Below are 16,774 nucleotides of genomic sequence, written 5' to 3'. Positions count from 1 at the left end.
AATGTCTCATGTGCATTGTCCCGCCTTGGTTCTGAATGCTGATTTTAGGCCGCTCAGTTACTTCCCTTTGTCGCTCTGGTCATGGCAAGAGTCGGTAAAGGCGGTGTTTCTGGATAGGGTTAATATTCTCTCGGAATATGATACGACGATCCGAAGTCCCAGTTTTGAAATGAAGTTGCCTTCGGTTATTGCTTTAAAAGATTACGTTCATACATCGCGCCGACCGGCCTTTACCCGGTTTAATGTTTTTCTCCGCGATGCCTTTAGCTGCCAATATTGCGGCGACCAGTTCCCCACGCACGAATTGACCTTCGATCACGTCATTCCCCGCTCGCGCGGGGGCCGGACCTCGTGGGATAATGTCGTGACCGCCTGTTCGTGCTGCAATTTGCGCAAAGCCAGCCATTTACCGCGCGAAATCCGCATGTTCCCGCTGGAGCCCGCGCAGGAACCCTCAACGCATTTCCTGCAAGAGCGCGGCCGCCGCTTTCCGCCGAATTTCCTGCACGAAAGCTGGCGGGATTATCTCTATTGGGATAGCGAATTGGATGTCGGTTAGGGTTTAGGGGGTTAAGCGCAGGCTGCTTGAACTAAATTCCCGATACGCTGACGGAACTGATGGAACTTCCGCACCTCCGTATGGCGCGTCGGGTGAACCCGGTTGGCGAGCAGCGCCCAGGTAATCCCCCGTTCGGGATCGATCCATACACCCGTGCCGGTAAAGCCGGTGTGACCGATGGTTTTCGCCGAGCATAGGCCGCCGCCGGACCAGTTGGGGTGGCGACTCTGCCAGCCCAAGGCGCGCGTGTCGGTCTGTTTTTCCAGCATGGCGGCGCGCGCGGCCTTGGGAAGCGCATCGCCGAACGCCAGGGTTTCGGCCCGATCCAGCACGTTCGTCACGGTGCCGAACAGTCCCGCGTGTCCGGCGATACCGCCGAGGGCGAAGGCGTTTTCGTCGTGAACCTCGCCCTTCATCACCCGTCCGCGCCATTGGCAGGCTTCGGTCGCCACGGTCAACGCGGGGCCGGGCGAGACCGCGAATCCGGCGGCTTCCGCCAGCACCGATAGGCTTTGGCCGGTCAACCGAGTGATAATAACCCCCAACAGGATAAAATTAATGTCGGAATAGACAGTTTCGCCGAACGCCCAATCCTTTTGCAGAACCAGCGCGGTCAAGCGGTCCGCGCCCTCACCCCAGGTATAGATCGGCTCGACGGCGGGCAAGCCGCTGGTGTGGGTCAGGCATTGACGCAGGGTGACGCTGCGGACCCGGTGACTGGGATCATATTGATGCAAATCGGGCAGATGGGTACTCAGCGGATCGTCGAGATCCAAGCGCCCTGCCGCCGCGAGCGCGAGAATTGCAGGCGTGGTGAGCAAAACTTTGGTCAGGCTGGCGAGATCGAAGCGGTGATCGGGAGTGAGCGCCTCCGGTTCCGGCACGCGCTGGGCCAGCCCCAGGTTGGTGTCGAACCGTCCCCCGTCGCGCGTGCGTAGGCCAAAGGCGAGACCGGGGCAGAGGCCGGACTCAAGCGCCTCTTCCAGGGCGGCGGTCAGCGGGGCGAAGCGGGGATCGGTCATAGGGGCTCAACTCGGTTTGATGGGGCGGTGCAGAGTGCCACCGCTGACAGGATAGGCCGCGCCGGTCGTGCTGGGAAGGCTGAGCACCCGCCCTTGCACGGCGCGAATGGCGAGAAAACCGAAGGCTTGGGCTTCCAGCGCGTCGCCGCCCCAGCCCAGAGTTTCCACTGGAACGGCGGGGGCCGAGGCTGCGGCGGCGATGCGGGCCATCAAGTGCGCATTGTGCCGCCCGCCGCCCGTGACCAGCCAGCGCGTCGGCCGGCTCGGCAGATGCGGAAGCGCAGCGGCGATGGTTTGGGCGGTGAATTCGGTGAGCGTCGCCGCGCCGTCTTCGGCGGAAAGCCCGGCGACCGCGTCGATATCCCAGCCGTTCCGATCCAAGGACTTCGGCGGCGGGGCCGTGAAATAGGGGTGCGCCAGCAGCCGGGCAAGGGCACGTTGATCGACCGCGCCGCGCGCCGCCAAGCGCCCGCCCTCGTCCCAGGTTTGGTTGGTGTGGCGCGTTACCCAATCGTCGATCAAGCATTGCCGGGGCCGGTATCGAAGGCCAAGAGGCTACCGTCATCGCCGATATAGGTGAGGTTGCCGACGCCGCCGAGGTTCAGCGCCACCACAGGTTTCGGCAGGCCCTGAGCAAGCGCGGCGTGGAAGAGGGGCACCAGCGGCGCGCCTTGCCCGCCTGCGGCCAAATCGGCGTGGCGAAAGCGGTTGACTACAGCAAGGCCGAGCCGGTTGGCCAGTCCCTGCCCGTCGCCGACCTGCCGGGTATACCCTCGTTCGGGCCGATGCAGCACGGTCTGCCCGTGAAAGCCGACAAGGTCGGGCCGCTGACCCGTCCGGGCGAGCAGGGCTTCGACGGCCTCGGCGTTCACATCGGTCAGGCGCGCCTCAAGCGCGCTCAGCGGGTCGGCCTCGGCGCGGGCGGGATCATGGACCAGGGCGCGTAAGTCTTCGCGCAGGTCGGCAGGGTAGGGCAGTGTCAGCGCTGGGCCGAACGCGCTGATCCGCGCGCCATCGCTTTCAATCCACGCCGCATCGACGCCATCAAGGGCGGTGCCGCTCATCAACCCAATTGCGCGTATCATCAATTCTTCTCAAGAAAAAACCCGGTAGAGCGAACTCTACCGGGTTTCATCAGAATGCTAATCCCGAAAGATTACATTTCCGAGTAATCGCCGTTCTTCCAGATGTACCAAACGTACTTGGAAACGGTCAGATCGCCCTTAGCGTCATAGGCGACTTCGCCGATAACGGTTTGGAACTTCGTCGCGTGCATGACCTTCTTCACGTCGGCCATTTTCAAGGACTTGGCGAGGTTTGCGGCCTGCGCCCACACTTCAACGGCCGAGTAGGACAGCAGCGTGTAACCTTCGGGGTCATAGCCCGTGGCTTTGAACTGATCGACAACCTTAGCGGCGGTCGGGAACTTGCGGGGATCCGGATCGAACGTCATCAAGACGCCTTCGCCAGCGGCACCCGTGATCGACCAGAATTCCTTCGAGACGATACCATCGCCCGACAGGAACGCGGCCTTCAGGCCCTGATCGCGCGACTGGCGCACGAGCAGACCGGCTTCGTTATGCAGGCCGCCGAAGTAGATGGCATCGACGTTTGCGGACTTCATCTTCGACACGAGGGCCGAGAAGTCCTTATCGCCGGTGGTCACACCTTCGTAAACGACTTCCGTCAGGCCAGCGGCATTCATCGCCTTCTTGGTTTCATCGGCAAGGCCCTTCCCGTAGGAGGTCTTGTCGTGAATGACGGCAACTTTCTTACCGGCAAAATTCTTGGCGAGATATTGGCCGGCAACCGTGCCCTGCTGGTCATCGCGACCGCAAACGCGGAAGACGTTGCCGAACTTGGCTTTATCCGTCAGCGCCGGATTGGTCGAGGCCGGGGTGATCTGGATGATCCCTTCTTCGCCATACACGTCCGATGCCGGGATCGAGACGGAGGAGTTGAAGTGACCCAGAACGAACGGCACCTTCTTGGTGGCGAACTGGTTAGCAACGGCCACGCCCTGCTTCGGATCCGACGCATCATCGCCGAAATCGATCTTGAGCTGACGACCGAGAACACCGCCAGCGGCATTGATGTTCTTTACGGCCATTTCGGCACCGCGCTTCAGCTGTTCGCCGAAGCTGGCGTTCGGGCCAGTGAAGGGACCGGCAACGCCGATCGTAATATCTTGTGCTAATGCACCGCTCGCCACGGTCGCGGCAAAAGCCGCCGCAGCGACGGTCAAACCGAACTTCTTCATCATCCGAGTTAGTCCCCCTGTTTGGGTTGATACGCCCGGCTTGGTCTCTGACGGACCTTATGCTCGGGCGGCTGGACGCAATCCTGCCCCACTCTTCTCTGAAAGGCAATTTCGGATAAGCGCCAAATCGAGAATAATTGAAGGTTATATGTCTTGATTTTAGCGGGACGCCAAAAGAGTCACGCGCTACCGAATAATCTAGCAACAATCTTGCGTACCAGCGGCGCAACGACCAGGACGGTCGGAAAAGCAATCGCCCAGGAGATTACCCAGGCGCCCATCCAGCCACCGATAAAATCCCCCGGCGCGGCAAACACAACGGCAAAACCTAAGGCGCGGAGCGTGGCGATGCCCGAAACGATGAAGGACATCATGCCCGAAAGCAGTAGCCCGAAGGTTACATTTATCAAGCGGGCGCGGATGGCCGGGGAGGCGGCAAGGGGCATAAGAGAATCTCTCTAATTCTATCCTTCAACGACACTTAAAAATGCGCTCACGATTTCCGGGTCGAAATCAATGTCGGTCCGGGCCTTGATCCAGTCAATCGCTTCTTGGCGGGGCCAGGCTTCCTTGTAGGGCCGCTTGGAGGTGAGGGCATCGAACACATCGGCGACGGCCACAATGCGGGCGCTGAGCGGAATATCCTTGCCCTTCAAGCCGCGCGGATAGCCGGTGCCGTTCCATTTTTCATGGTGGCCCAGGGCGATTTCGGCCCCGATGGACAGGAAGGTACGGCCCCGCAACCGGCGGCTGGCGGCGAGCAAAAATTTCCGCCCCCAGAGTGGCGTGACGGCGCATGGTGAGCCATTCGGTTTCGTCGAGCCCGCCGGGCTTGCACAGAATATTGTCGGGCACGCCGACCTTGCCGACATCGTGCAGGATCGAGGCGAGGCCGATTTTTTTTCACCAACACATCGTCCAACTCGCCCAGCGCGAGGCCGGAGCGCTGCATTTCATGGGCGATTTTATTGGTGAGAATCTCCACCCGGTGCAAATGGTCGCCGGTGGTCGGGTCTTTGAATTCGGCGAGCCGGGCGAGGGCGAAGACGGTCGCTTCTTGCGCCAAGGACAAATGTTCTTGCAGCAGCACATTGTCGTAAGCAATCGACGCTTTGGCGCAGAAGAGATCGACCAAGCGGTGATCGAGCGGGGAGAGCGGGCGAGTGGCTTCGATGAAGGCCACCGAGCGCACTTCGCCGCTGGCTTTGAAAAACACGGCGCAATGATCGTCGAGATATTGATTGGAGCCGCGCGCAAACGCCGAGACGATTTCATGGACGATGGCCGGGTGCGGAATTTCAGCCAAGCGCTTTCCCGAAAGCTCGGCGAAGCGCCCGGCGGCGGCGCGCACCACGGCCGTCGGGTCGGACCCCGGCAGCTCATCGCCTGCCGTGCAGAGGATCGAGCCGCCCTCGGCATCGAGCAGCGCATTGATCTGATCGAGAATCCCAGCGAGGAACGCGTCGGTGGAGCGCAATTCGAACAGGCTGGTGGAGGCTTCCAGTACTTTTTCGAGGCCCTTGCGCCCCTGTTCGATGGCCACGAGATCGCGGTAGCTGCGCAGGGCGGCCACGATGGTGGTGAACAGTTTTTGCGCCGTCAGTTCGGCCTTCGATTTATAATCGTTGATATCATATTCAACGATAACCTTTTGTTCCGGGGCCATGCCGGGCTGGCCGGTGCGCAGCACGATGCGCACATTCTCATTCCCCAAGTCCTGCCGAATTTCCCGCACCAGGGTGAGGCCCGCATCGTCGGTTTCCATCACTACATCGAGCAGGATGACGGCGATGTCATTGGTTTTGCTGAGAAGCTGCCGGGCTTCGCCCCCTGAAAAAGCCGAAATGATTTCGAGCGACCGCCCTTCGAAGCTGAAATCGGCCAGCACCATGCGGGTGACGCGATGCACATCGGGTTCGTCATCCACCACCAGCATGCGCCAGGGTTGGGCCAGCCGGGGCCGCTTGCGGCCATTCTCCGGCGTATCGTCGGCAAACAGCAGTTCATCATCGGGGTTGAGGTCGGCGGGAACCATTAGGCGCTTCCTCCCACAGAAACTATCGTCGGTTCGGCCAGGGGGGGGAATGATCCCCGGCCCACATCGGCAGTACGGTCGCCCAACATCCGGTCGGGCGCGGTCAGCGGTATAATCAGCGTAAAGGCGGTTCCCATATCGACCGCGCTGGTACAGCCGATCCGCCCCCCCAGCGTTTGCGTGACGATATTATACACAAGATGCAGCCCGAGGCCCGTTCCGCCCTGGCCGCGTTTGGTCGTGAAAAACGGATCGAAGATACGCGGCAAATGCGACGGCGGAATGCCCGCCCCGTCATCCTTGATCCCGATAACAACATTAGTGCCCTTTTTCTCGACGGCAATCTCCACCATGCCGTCGGGGTGGGCGGCGTCATAGGCGTGGGTTAGCGCATTCAGCAGCAGATTGGTGATGACCTGCCCCAAGGGGCCGGGGAAACTATCCATCTCGGCGTCGGCAAGGCAGGTGAACTGCACCTTTTGAGTGGCTTTGCGCAGGCGGGGGCTGAGCGAGGAGATTAAATCTTCGATCAATTGCCCAACGCGGAACGAGCGGCGCACGGCGCTGGTTTGATCGGCGGCGACCTGCTTGAAGCTATGCACCAGTTCCGCCGCGCGCCCCAGATTGGCGGTAATGATCTCCGCCCCTTCGGACACCGTGCCGAGAAACCCCGTGAGATCGGAGCGTTTCAGCCCGCCGGATTCGGAAAGCTGCTGAAAACTCTGGCAGCGTTCGGTGAGATGGGTGGCGGCGGTGAGCCCGATGCCGAGCGGCGTATTGATTTCATGGGCTATGCCCGCGACCAATTGCCCCAGGGACGCAAATTTTTCGGCCTGGACCAGATCGCCTTGCGCCGCGCGCAGGAACGATAGGGTCGATTCGAACTGTTCCAGCGTGCCGCGCAGCAGATCGATACCCGGAACGAAGCCGGAATAATGCCCGGTTTCGGGGTTAACCGTGATGACGCCATAGGTCAGAGCGCGCGGAAAGCGCTCGGCCACCATTCGGCTCACGGTTTCGAGCGGCATATCGTCGGGCAGAATCAGCGGACGCGGGTCCATCGCCGTGCCGACCATTTCCTGAAGGTTGGAGCGCGCCGTCGAGCGCGCCAATAGCCCAATCGGCTTGCGCGCCAGAACCACCGGCAAGGCCCAAATATCGGGTAAACCATCGAATTTGAGCACGGCGGCAGTGCAGCTTAGTTTCGGCGAAAGCCCCTCCAATGCCAAGGCGACCCGATCGAGCCGCCAGGTGTCGGCCATAGACGCGGGGGCTGCCGCAGAACTGGGGGTGTCGGGCAGGGGCTGGGTTGCACTCATAGGCTTAACCTAAAATGCAGATCATGAAGAATTCGTGATGATCGCCCCTGCTTCACGTACCCTCCTGCGATTAATGCGCAAAAAAGACCGGAATCTTTGCGTGGTTGAGGATGTGAACCGTAGCACCCCCGAAAATCATCTGCCTCAACCGGCTCTGTGTATAGGCCCCTTTAATCATCAGATCGCAGCCGAGCCGCTGCGCCTCGTCGAGCCATACCGCACCGGCGTTCTTTTCCCCAACCTGCATATGGGCATAAGTTGCGCGCAGATCGTGCTTTTCGAGATAGGCGGCGACATCGCGGGCGCTGGGGCCGGTGGCCATCCCGCTATCGACGGAAATAATGTGGATTTCCTCCGCCTTATGCAGCAAGGGCATGGCCGTGCCGACGCTGCGGGCGGTTTCCGACGAGCCGTTCCAGGCGATCAGCACGCGGGTGCCGTCCGTCTCCGGCAGGGTCGGCGGCGCCATCAGGATCGGGCGGCCGGTTTCGAACAGCGCGGCTTCCAGCATAATTTCGGGTTCCGCCGAGCCGCCGGCGTCCGGGCGGGCCAGCACCGAAATATCGAACAGGCGTCCTGCCGAGGCGATGGCGTCGGCCGACGGGCCTTGGGCTTCCATCCAATCGGCTGTGATATTTTCTGCCCCGACGTGGGCATCGAACAGGCTCTTTAATTTAGTCAGGCGTGCTGTCCCATCCTGCTGAAGCCGGTCGAGATATTCCTGACTAAGAGCGAGCCCAAAATCGCCCGACGGCACGAAGCTTTCGAAAGCGGGGCGAATGGCAAGGCCGGTGACGCGGCCATTGAAGCGGCGGGCGAGGCGGGTGGCGAGCGCCAGCACTGGCCCTGCCGTTTGTTCCGTCCATAAAATTGCCAGAATTGCGCGCATTTACTATCTCCTTTTGCCTAAGGCAGTCCCAGAGGCCCCTCGGCGGGGGCTCGGCGGGACCGGCAGTGTCGGAAATGATCCTGCCTTATTTTCGAGGCGGTAAAAAGGCATTGCCGCCGCCCGCGCAATCGGCGTAAACCAAGAGGGCGTTGGCGAGCCCCCGCTCGCTTGCTGCCTTGGGAACATCTCTGCTTGGGTTTGGTCTGGCCGCGCCGGGTGCGACAGCATCGGTATCGGACTGACCGTTCCATAGTTGGGGCGCAACAGGCAAAGTCTGAACCGGCAAGGTCCGACAAGGGTCAAATGTTTAATCGAATCCTCGGCTGGATGTCCGCCGACATGGCGGTGGACTTAGGGACGGCAAATACCCTGGTCTATGTAAAGAATCGCGGCATCGTGCTCAACGAGCCGTCGGTTGTTGCCATAGCGAATGTGCGCGGTAAGCGTCAGGTTTTGGCTGTCGGCGACGAAGCCAAGCTGATGCTGGGGCGTACCCCTGGCAATATTCAAGCGATCAGACCCTTGCGGGACGGCGTGATTGCCGACTTCGAGGTTGCGGAAGAAATGATTAAGCATTTCATTCGCAAAGTGCATCGCGGTAGCCGCTTTGCCAGCCCGAAGATCATCATCTGCGTGCCCTCGGGCTCGACGGCGGTCGAACGCCGCGCGATCCAGGAAAGCGCCGAAAGCGCGGGCGCGCGGCAGGTCTATCTGATCGAGGAGCCGATGGCGGCGGCTATCGGTGCGGGCTTGCCCGTGACCGAGCCCACGGGCTCGATGGTCGTCGATATCGGCGGCGGCACCACGGAAGTGGCGGTTCTGTCGCTCGGCGGCATCGTCTATGCCCGCTCGGTGCGCGTTGGCGGCGATAAGATGGACGAAGCGATTATCGCCTATATCCGTCGTATGCATAATCTGCTGGTTGGCGAAGGCTCTGCCGAGCGGATCAAGAAAGAAATCGGCTCGGCCTGCCCGCCGGAAGATGGGGAAGGGCGCCTGATGGAAATCAAAGGCCGCGACCTGATGAACGGCGTACCGAAAGAATTGGTGATCTCCGAACGGCAGATCGCTGAAAGCTTGGCCGAACCCGTCAGCCAGATCGTCGAAGCCGTGAAAGTTGCCCTCGAACATACCGCGCCGGAACTGGCGGCGGATATTGTCGATAAGGGCATCGTTCTTACTGGCGGCGGCGCGCTGCTCTCGAATCTCGACCTCGTGTTGCGGCATGCGACCGGCTTGCCGGTCTCGATTGCCGACGATGCCTTGTCGTGCGTGGCGCTCGGCACGGGTCGTTGCTTGGAAGAAATGGGTACGCTCAGAAATGTGCTGAGTACCGCCTATTAATCGCGTATAGTCTTTCTTAAGACATCGTTAGGAAAAGGATCGGGACGGAATGTCGGCTCGGCCTCGGGAGAGAGAAGTGTTTGACTGCTCCGAAGCGCGGAGCGGTGAGCCCTGGAGTCGCTCTCGATGAAGCCCCGCGTCGGCTCCGTCTCCCGCCTGGCGGCCCCGGTTCGGGCAGCGCTGCATCGTTTCGCCTTTGCATCCTTAATCGGGGCCTCGTTCCTGATTCTGATTATCCAGCGGGCCGAAGTGCCGGTGCTGGAGCGGTTGCGGGTGATGGCGGTCGATTTCTTTGCCCCGGCGGTCGATATTATTAGCAGCCCCGTCACCAGCGCCTCGGAACTGGCCGGAGACTTGCGCTCGGTTTTCAATCTGCGCGCCGAAAATGCGCTGCTGAAGGCCGAGGTGGAGCGACTGCGCCAGTGGCGCGACGTGGCGCAGCGGCTGGATGTCGAGAATCAATCCCTGCGCACCCTCACCAATTACGCCCCGCCCCCCGGCGGACGCCAGATCACGGGGCGGGTGATTGCCGATGCGGGCGGCGCTTACGTGCGCAATCTGTTGATCGCGGTCGGCTCCAACCAGGGCGTCATGCGCGGTTTAGCGGCGGTTTCCGGTGAAGGCTTCATTGGCCGCGTGACCGATGTCGGGGAGCGCACGACGCGCGTGCTGCTGATTACCGATTTGAACAGCAAAATCCCGGTTTCGGTCGGCACACGCGGCGAACGGGCGGTGCTGGCGGGCGATAATAGCGCCTTGCCCCGGCTGCTGTATCTCACCCAGGAAAACAATGTGGCCCCCGGCGATATCGTCGTCACGTCGGGGCATGGCGGTTTGCTTCCGCCGGGCCTGCCGATCGGCGCGGTCGAAACCGTCTCGGACCGGGCGGTAACGGTGCGCCCCTTGGCCGATTGGCAGCGGATCGATCACGTGCGTCTGCTGGACTATGGGCTGACCCAAACCGGGGATTTACCGGCGTCTGCCCCGGCAGCGCGGACCGTTACGACCCCGCGATGATTTTACCCGGCCTTCTCCGCGTCTGGAGCACCTTGGGCAAGGTGACGCCAGCCGCGATGACGTTCGTATTCGCGCTCCTGTCCGTCACGCCGCTGCGCATGCCGGACGGCTTGACGGTAACGCCGTCTTTGTCCTTGATGGCCGTGTATTACTGGACCCTCTATCGACCGGATCTGATGCCGCCTGCGCTGATTTTTCTCATCGGGATCGTTCAAGACGTGGTGAGCGGGGCCTTTTTGGGCTTAACGCCGCTGCTGCTGCTCGGCACCTACGCGTTTGCGCTCTCCCAGCGACGGGTGTTTCTGGGAAAGCCCTTTGCGCTTGCGTGGGGGGGCTTCGGCTTGGTCCTGCTGGCAACAACAAGCTTTACCTGGATCATCGTGTCGCTGATCGTCCGCACGCCGGTGCCGCTGCTGCAACCGGCCTTGCAGTTTGTCTCGACGCTGCTGCTATTTCCGTTGGTGGTGTGGCTGTTCGTGCGCACGCACCGGCGCTTGTTACCGGGGCAATAGACGATGGGACGGCGGCAAAGAGATCAGGAGCGCGAACGTCTTTTCACCCGCCGGTCGCTGCTGCTCGGCGTTGGGCAGGCGGGTTTGTTCGGGGCTTTGGGGGCACGGCTTTATTATCTTCAGGTCATCGAGGCGGATAAATACGCGACGCTGGCCGAAGATAACCGCATTAATATGCGCCTGTTGGTGCCGCCGCGCGGGCGCATTCTCGATCGGTTCGGCGAGGTTCTCGCCACCAGCCGCCTGAATTACCGCGTCGTCCTGGTCCGCGAGCAGGCCCCGAATGTCGAAGCGACGCTGGACGCCATCGGGCGGTTGATTACGGTCGGCGAGTCCGACCGCCGCCGGGTGCTGCGCGACGTGCGCCGCAAGCGCGCCTTCGTTCCCGTCATGGTCCGCGAGGATTTAAGCTGGGAAGAGGTCGCGCGGATGGAAGTAAACGCCCCCGATCTGCCGGGGGTGTCCATCGACGTGGGGCAAAGTCGCCTCTACCCCCATACCGAAGCCGTCGGCCATATCTTAGGCTATGTCGGGGCCGTATCGGAGGTGGACCTCAAAGGGAGCAATGGCGATCCGCTGCTGGAACTGCCCGATTTCCGCATCGGCAAGAATGGTGTTGAGAAAATCCACGATCAAGCCCTGCGCGGGGTCGCCGGGGCCAGCCAGATCGAAGTAAATTCGGTCGGGCGCGTCATCCGCGAGGTTAATCGCGACGATGGTCGCCCAGGCCGCGATATCGAACTGACCATCGATATTGCCCTGCAAGAATATGTCCGCGAGCGCGTGGGGGAGGAGAGCACCGCCGCCGCTGTGATCGACTGCCGCAATGGTGAACTTCTCTCGCTCATCTCGGCACCGGCGTTCGATCCGAATATGTTTTCGGCCGGGTTGAAAGCGAATGATTGGGAAGAGTTGCAGGCCCATCCCAAAACACCACTGACCAATAAGGCGGTCTCCGGGCAATATTCGCCGGGCTCGACCTTCAAGATGGTGACCGCGCTGGCAGCCCTCGACGCCGGGGTGATTACCGCGACCCAAACTATCAATTGTCCCGGTCATTTCGAGTTGGGCGAGCGGCGCTTTCATTGCTGGAAATATAAGGGCGGGCATGGGTCGTTGAACCTCACCGAAGCGCTGATGCATTCCTGCGATGTGTTTTTCTACGAAATTGCGCGGCGCATTGGGATTGATAAGATTGCCGATATGGCCCTGCGCCTCGGTCTGGGCGCAGCCTCGGGGATCGAACTGCCCGGCGAGCGGGCAGGGCTCATTCCAACGCGCGCCTGGTATCAGCGCCGCCGGGGCACCAGTTGGCCGCAGGGCGAAACCATTAATGCTTCCATCGGTCAGGGGATGATTCTCACCACGCCCCTGCAACTGGCGACGATGACCGCGCGCCTCGCCTCGGGCCTTGCAATCGTGCCGCATCTGACCAAGACCGTTGGCGGGCGTGCCCCTATTGACCGCGCGCACGTGGCCCCCGCGTCCTTAGGGCTCAACCCGCAGCATCTCGCCCTAGTTCAACGGGGCATGGCGATGGTAACGAACGAGCAGCGCGGCACCGGCTATAAGGCGCGCATCACTGAGCCCGGTATGGAAATGGCGGGCAAGAGCGGCACGGCCCAAGTGCGCATCATCAGCAAGGCCGAGCGCGATACCGGCGTTAAAAAGAACGAAGACCTGCCCTGGCGCTTCCGCGACCACGCGCTGTTCGTTGGCTTTGCGCCGCTGGTTAATCCGCGTTTCGCCTGCGCCGTGGTGGTGGAGCACGGCGGCGGCGGCAGTTCTGTCGCAGGGCCGCTGGTGCGGGATATTCTGCTGGAAACCCAGAAGCGCGACGTGCTGAAGCGTCTGGCGGGCTGCCCCACCTGCGGCGGGGAGCATCGGGGATGAGCTTCAGCCTCAACCGTCACGAACTCTCACTGGGGCAGAAGCTCTGGCAGGTGAACTGGGGAATCGTGCTGCTGCTCACGATCCTCGCCTGCATCGGCTTTGCCATGCTTTATTCGGCGGCGGGCGGGGCGCTGGAGCCGTGGGCGCAGCGCCAGATGATGCGTTTCGGCCTGGGGTTCATCATCATGATCGTTGTCGCGGTGATCGATATCCGCTTCTGGATGCGCTGGGCCTATGTGCTCTATGCCGGAACCTTGGTGATGCTGGTGGCGGTGGAACTACAAGGGCGCGTGGGGATGGGCGCACAGCGCTGGCTCGATTTCGGGTTTGTGCAGCTTCAGCCGTCCGAGTTGATGAAAATCATGCTGGTGCTTGCGCTGGCCAAACATTTCCACGGGATACCGTTGGAGCGCATGGGCCGGATTGCCGCCTGGGGACCGGCGGGGATTTTGCTGGCGTTACCAGTGGCGCTGGTGGTGAAACAGCCCGACCTTGGCACTTCGCTGATGCTCATCATGGGCTCGGCAGCGGTGGCCTTCGTTGCTGGAATGCGCTGGTGGAAATTCGCCCTCGCCATTGCGGGCGCGGCGGCGGCGGCCCCCGTGGCCTGGAATTTTCTGCGCGACTATCAGAAGGAGCGCATTCTGACCTTCCTCGATCCGAGCCGCGACCCGCTGGGGGCGGGCTACCACATTACCCAGTCGAAAATCGCCCTCGGCTCCGGCGGCATTATGGGCAAGGGCTTTTTGCTCGGCACGCAAAGCCATTTGAACTTTCTGCCCGAAAAACAGACCGATTTTATCTACACGATGTTGGCCGAGGAATTCGGCATGGTCGGGGCCATCACCTTGCTCGGCCTGTATGCGCTGCTGATTCTCTATGGGTTTGCGATTGCCTTCCGCTCCTCCACGCAGTTTGGGCGGCTGGTGGCGGTGGGGATCGTCACGCATCTGTTTCTATCGGTCTTCATCAATTGCGCGATGGTGATGGGCTTGATCCCCGCCAAGGGTGTGCCGCTGCCGATGATCTCCTACGGCGGCTCCTCGATGCTGGTGACGATGCTCGGCTTAGGGTTGCTGATGATGGTTTGGGTTCACCGCGACACGCAGTTTAGCCGCAGCGGCGGCCAAGACTTCGAATAGCTTTGGGAGCGCGGGGGAATCCCGGCTTTTTTCCGCTTGCCGTGCCTGCATTCGCTGGGTATACAAGCCACCTCGGATGGGTACATAGCTCAGTTGGTAGAGCAGCTGACTCTTAATCAGCGGGTCGTAGGTTCGAATCCTACTGTACCCACCATCCCCAAAAACCCGGCAAGTCACTGACTTGCCGGGTTTTTGCTGTGCGGACAGAAAAAGCGGCTTTTAAAGCCGGTAGGCGATAAACTCGGCCCCGGCGGCTTCCATCGGGGCTTTTTGATCGTCGGGCAGGTCCCAGGCGACGCAGGGCACGACCATCGCTTCCGCCCAGAGGTGGATCAACTCGGCATCCGGCGTGAAGGCGACGTAATCGGCCCCGCCTTCGGAGGCTTCCATTGCTTCGTGACGGCTATCGCCGCAGAAGACGCCGCAAATTCGGTCCGGTCCCAGTTTCTTGCGCGCCTCGGCATAGGCATCTTGGGAGGCGAGATGCACGCCGTCGGCATCCAGCGCGAGGATGGCCTCTAGCACCGGGCCGCGCCCGGCGGTGTCGGTGAGCAGAAAGGCGATCTCCTGGGCGCGGGCGATGGGCAGCAGCCGTTGGACCGCCTCCGTTAAACCGGCGGGGCTGAGGCCGCTGGTATCGAGCGCCACGCAGGCGATCTCGCGCGCGGCAAGGGCCTGCGCAAAGGCCTCGGCAGTGAGGCTGGCGGGAAGGATTAGATAATGGCGGGCCGGAAGCTCGGCAACGGTATTCGTGCTCATAGCGCGCATCCAGCCATAGGTGCGGGCGGAAGGCAAGCGGGCGACGTGCTTGTGCCCCCAAAATGAAAAACCCCGCAGCGACCGAACCGCGTAGAGCGGTCTTCGGCGGCAGCGGGGTTTCCCCTCCCTAAACTTGGGCTGGCTTATGCTTTGCCCTGATAGATCTTAACAATCTGATCGAGCATCGCCAAGGCTTCTGCTTTGGGACGCTGGAAAGTATTGCGCCCGATGATCGAGCCGTTGGCCCCGCCGTCGCGGATCGCGCGAATTTCGGTGTAGAGACCGTCCAGATCCTTCGCTTCCCCACCGGAGAAAACGACAATGCGGCGACCGTTGAAGCAGCTTTGCACCACATGGCGCACGCGCTCGGCCATCGTTGCGCCGGGGATCTGTTCTTTCTCGTAGACCTTCTTGGCGGCATCGAGTTCGAAGGGGGCGGCAGGCGGCTTCACCTTAATGATATGCGCGCCGAGGAGGGCGGCCATATGGGCGGCATAGGCGCAAATGTCGAAGGCGGTTTCGCCGCTCTTCGAAAGATTGCCGCCGCGTGGGTAGGACCAAACCACCACGGCAAGGCCGACCGATTTCGCTTCTTCCGCCAGCTCGCGCAGCTCTTCGATCATGCCGAAAGCATTGTCCGAGCCCGGATAGATGGTGAAGCCGATGGCCGCGCAGCCGAGGCGCAGCGCGTCTTGCACCGTGCCGGTCACGGCTTGGTCGGCGTCTTCCTTCAGGCGCGACAGGCTATTGGAGCTATTGACCTTCAGGATCGTCGGGATAGCGCCCGCGAAACTATCGGCCCCGGCTTCGATCATGCCGAGCGGCGCGGCATAGGCCGACAGCCCGGCTTCGATGGCGAGTTCGAAATGGTAATGGGGGTCGTAGGCGGCGGGGTTTGGGGCGAAGCTGCGCGCCGGGCCGTGCTCGAAGCCCTGATCGACCGGCAGGATCACCAGCTTGCCGGTGCCACCCAGGCGGCCCTGCATCAGAATACGGGCGAGATTGGTTTTCGTGCCCGGATTGTCCGATTCATAATAGCTGAGGATTTTCTTGACGCGCTGAGTAACCCGCATGGTTCGATTCATCCCTTGGCTCGGTTTTTACGAAAACCGCATCTGTCTCTGGCGCGGCTGTGTAACGAAGATAGGGGCTAAAGGCAATAAACTGAACGGCGTTATCCTGCTGAAAATACCAGTCATGCAGCAAAAAGCCGCAATCGCCGTGTAGCGGCTATGGATTGAGTACAGGGTTGCCGCACGAGAGGCTTGTTCTGCCGCCCGGCCCGTGATTGCATCCCGCCGACCATGACCCGTTCGCCCCAACAAACTCCGCCCAAAAAAACATCGCGCCCGCCGATGCTGCACCGTCGATCCTGGGGCCGACGGGTGCTGATCTGGCTGGCGGCGGCGGGCGTGTGGGGCCTCGTTGCCGTGGGGGCTTTGATCGCTTTCTACGCCCTGCAACTGCCGTCCATTGGCGCGCTGATGGATGAAACCCGCCGCCCCGGCATTACGCTGCTCGCGCGCGACGGCAGCCTGCTGGCGACGGGCGGCGAGTTCTATGCCACGCCGAGGGCGGTGCGCGAGTTGCCGCCGCACGTTTGGCAGGCGGTGGTTGCGATTGAAGATCGGCGTTTCTTTAATCATTTTGGTATCGATATTATCGGTTTGGCGCGGGCGGTTGTGGTCAATCTCACCGAAGGCCGCACGGCCCAGGGCGGCAGTAGCCTAACGCAGCAGGTGGCGAAAAAACGTCTTTCTGACCAATGAGAAGTCGCTGAAGCGCAAAGTGCAGGAAGCCTTGCTCGCCCTTTGGCTGGAGCGGCGCTATAGCAAAGAGCAGATTCTCGGCATCTACCTTAACCGCGTCTACCTCGGCGGCGGCGCTTGGGGGGTCGATGCGGCATCGCAACGATATTTCGGCAAGCCCGCAACCCAGCTAACGCTCTATGAGGCCGCCGCGATTGCCGGGTTGCTGCGCGCGCGACGCGGCTGACGCCAATCCGCGACCCGGCGGCGACGGC

General features: G+C 61.7%; 17 protein-coding genes, 1 tRNA gene and 1 pseudogene. 9 read left to right on the top strand and 10 right to left on the bottom strand.

Annotated elements, in window-relative coordinates:
* The first annotated feature begins 1 nt into the window (after nucleotide 1).
* Nucleotides 2-559 carry an HNH endonuclease gene (locus VZ95_RS01770; RefSeq protein ID WP_045774347.1) on the top strand — a complete coding sequence of 186 codons (558 nt, stop codon included), beginning with the start codon at nucleotides 2-4 and terminating at the stop codon, nucleotides 557-559.
* Between the two features lie 11 nt (nucleotides 560-570).
* On the opposite strand, the gene VZ95_RS01765 is transcribed toward VZ95_RS01770, so the two are convergent.
* The 8 genes and pseudogenes from VZ95_RS01765 to VZ95_RS01735 form a co-directional block, all read right to left on the bottom strand.
* Nucleotides 571-1,581 (bottom strand): serine hydrolase domain-containing protein, encoded by a 1,011-nt coding sequence (locus VZ95_RS01765; RefSeq protein ID WP_045774346.1) that lies wholly within the window; start codon nucleotides 1,579-1,581, stop codon nucleotides 571-573.
* A gap of 6 nt (nucleotides 1,582-1,587) precedes the next feature.
* A pseudogene (locus VZ95_RS01760) lies at nucleotides 1,588-2,666 on the bottom strand (anhydro-N-acetylmuramic acid kinase).
* A gap of 71 nt (nucleotides 2,667-2,737) precedes the next feature.
* Entirely contained in the window at nucleotides 2,738-3,844 is a 1,107-nt protein-coding gene (locus tag VZ95_RS01755) for a branched-chain amino acid ABC transporter substrate-binding protein (RefSeq protein WP_332307966.1), read from the bottom strand.
* A gap of 176 nt (nucleotides 3,845-4,020) precedes the next feature.
* A complete protein-coding gene (locus VZ95_RS01750; RefSeq protein WP_045774345.1) occupies nucleotides 4,021-4,287 on the bottom strand; it encodes a DUF2798 domain-containing protein in 267 nt (88 codons plus the stop codon).
* 18 nt (nucleotides 4,288-4,305) lie between these two features.
* The gene (locus VZ95_RS22635; RefSeq protein ID WP_198148026.1) at nucleotides 4,306-4,584 is read right to left on the bottom strand and encodes an HD-GYP domain-containing protein; all 279 of its coding nucleotides are present in this window, start codon (nucleotides 4,582-4,584) and stop codon (nucleotides 4,306-4,308) included.
* Nucleotides 4,494-5,876, bottom strand: a complete 1,383-nt coding sequence (locus VZ95_RS29605; protein WP_052711392.1) for a DUF3369 domain-containing protein — start codon at nucleotides 5,874-5,876, stop codon at nucleotides 4,494-4,496. Before VZ95_RS29605 ends, VZ95_RS22635 begins: the two co-directional genes overlap by 91 nt.
* A complete protein-coding gene (locus VZ95_RS01740; RefSeq protein ID WP_084627514.1) occupies nucleotides 5,876-7,195 on the bottom strand; it encodes an ATP-binding protein in 1,320 nt (439 codons plus the stop codon). Before VZ95_RS01740 ends, VZ95_RS29605 begins: the two co-directional genes overlap by 1 nt.
* Nucleotides 7,196-7,265: 70 nt before the next feature.
* Nucleotides 7,266-8,084, bottom strand: a complete 819-nt coding sequence (locus tag VZ95_RS01735) for a universal stress protein (protein WP_052711390.1) — start codon at nucleotides 8,082-8,084, stop codon at nucleotides 7,266-7,268.
* A gap of 303 nt (nucleotides 8,085-8,387) precedes the next feature.
* Here VZ95_RS01735 and VZ95_RS01730 point away from each other — a divergent pair, with 303 nt between their 5' ends.
* The 6 genes from VZ95_RS01730 to VZ95_RS01705 all read left to right on the top strand — a co-directional run bounded on the left by VZ95_RS01730 (nucleotide 8,388) and on the right by VZ95_RS01705 (nucleotide 14,146).
* The gene (locus tag VZ95_RS01730; protein WP_045774344.1) at nucleotides 8,388-9,428 is read left to right on the top strand and encodes a rod shape-determining protein; all 1,041 of its coding nucleotides are present in this window, start codon (nucleotides 8,388-8,390) and stop codon (nucleotides 9,426-9,428) included.
* Nucleotides 9,429-9,554: 126 nt separating this feature from the next.
* On the top strand, nucleotides 9,555-10,445 hold the full coding sequence (gene mreC / locus VZ95_RS01725; protein WP_045774343.1) for a rod shape-determining protein MreC: 891 nt from the start codon (nucleotides 9,555-9,557) through the stop codon (nucleotides 10,443-10,445).
* Nucleotides 10,446-10,501: 56 nt separating this feature from the next.
* Nucleotides 10,502-10,957 carry a rod shape-determining protein MreD gene (gene mreD / locus VZ95_RS01720; RefSeq protein WP_232302437.1) on the top strand — a complete coding sequence of 152 codons (456 nt, stop codon included), beginning with the start codon at nucleotides 10,502-10,504 and terminating at the stop codon, nucleotides 10,955-10,957.
* A 3-nt stretch (nucleotides 10,958-10,960) separates the two neighbouring features.
* On the top strand, nucleotides 10,961-12,850 hold the full coding sequence (mrdA, locus tag VZ95_RS01715; protein ID WP_045774341.1) for a penicillin-binding protein 2: 1,890 nt from the start codon (nucleotides 10,961-10,963) through the stop codon (nucleotides 12,848-12,850).
* On the top strand, nucleotides 12,847-13,992 hold the full coding sequence (rodA, locus tag VZ95_RS01710; RefSeq protein WP_045774340.1) for a rod shape-determining protein RodA: 1,146 nt from the start codon (nucleotides 12,847-12,849) through the stop codon (nucleotides 13,990-13,992). Before mrdA ends, rodA begins: the two co-directional genes overlap by 4 nt.
* Nucleotides 13,993-14,070: 78 nt before the next feature.
* Nucleotides 14,071-14,146, top strand: a tRNA-Lys gene (locus VZ95_RS01705).
* Nucleotides 14,147-14,211: 65 nt separating this feature from the next.
* Here the strand turns inward: VZ95_RS01705 and VZ95_RS01700 are convergent.
* Together VZ95_RS01700 and VZ95_RS01695 are read right to left on the bottom strand one after the other, a co-directional pair.
* Nucleotides 14,212-14,751 carry a thiamine phosphate synthase gene (locus VZ95_RS01700; RefSeq protein WP_052711389.1) on the bottom strand — a complete coding sequence of 180 codons (540 nt, stop codon included), beginning with the start codon at nucleotides 14,749-14,751 and terminating at the stop codon, nucleotides 14,212-14,214.
* A 143-nt stretch (nucleotides 14,752-14,894) separates the two neighbouring features.
* Nucleotides 14,895-15,824: a class I fructose-bisphosphate aldolase gene (locus tag VZ95_RS01695; protein ID WP_045774339.1), complete on the bottom strand. Its 930-nt coding sequence runs from the start codon at nucleotides 15,822-15,824 to the stop codon at nucleotides 14,895-14,897.
* A 282-nt stretch (nucleotides 15,825-16,106) separates the two neighbouring features.
* On the opposite strand from VZ95_RS01695, the gene VZ95_RS26495 reads away from it, so the two are divergent.
* The gene (locus tag VZ95_RS26495) at nucleotides 16,107-16,520 is read left to right on the top strand and encodes a biosynthetic peptidoglycan transglycosylase (RefSeq protein WP_232302436.1); all 414 of its coding nucleotides are present in this window, start codon (nucleotides 16,107-16,109) and stop codon (nucleotides 16,518-16,520) included.
* 19 nt (nucleotides 16,521-16,539) lie between these two features.
* Nucleotides 16,540-16,746, top strand: a complete 207-nt coding sequence (locus VZ95_RS26490) for a transglycosylase domain-containing protein (protein ID WP_045774337.1) — start codon at nucleotides 16,540-16,542, stop codon at nucleotides 16,744-16,746.
* Nucleotides 16,747-16,774: the final 28 nt, after the last annotated feature.

The organism is Elstera litoralis (genome assembly GCF_000963705.1).
Taxonomy (GTDB): domain Bacteria; phylum Pseudomonadota; class Alphaproteobacteria; order Elsterales; family Elsteraceae; genus Elstera; species Elstera litoralis.
Note: the sequence above shows the minus strand (reverse complement) of the source record. Positions and strands in the feature narration are given on the sequence as shown.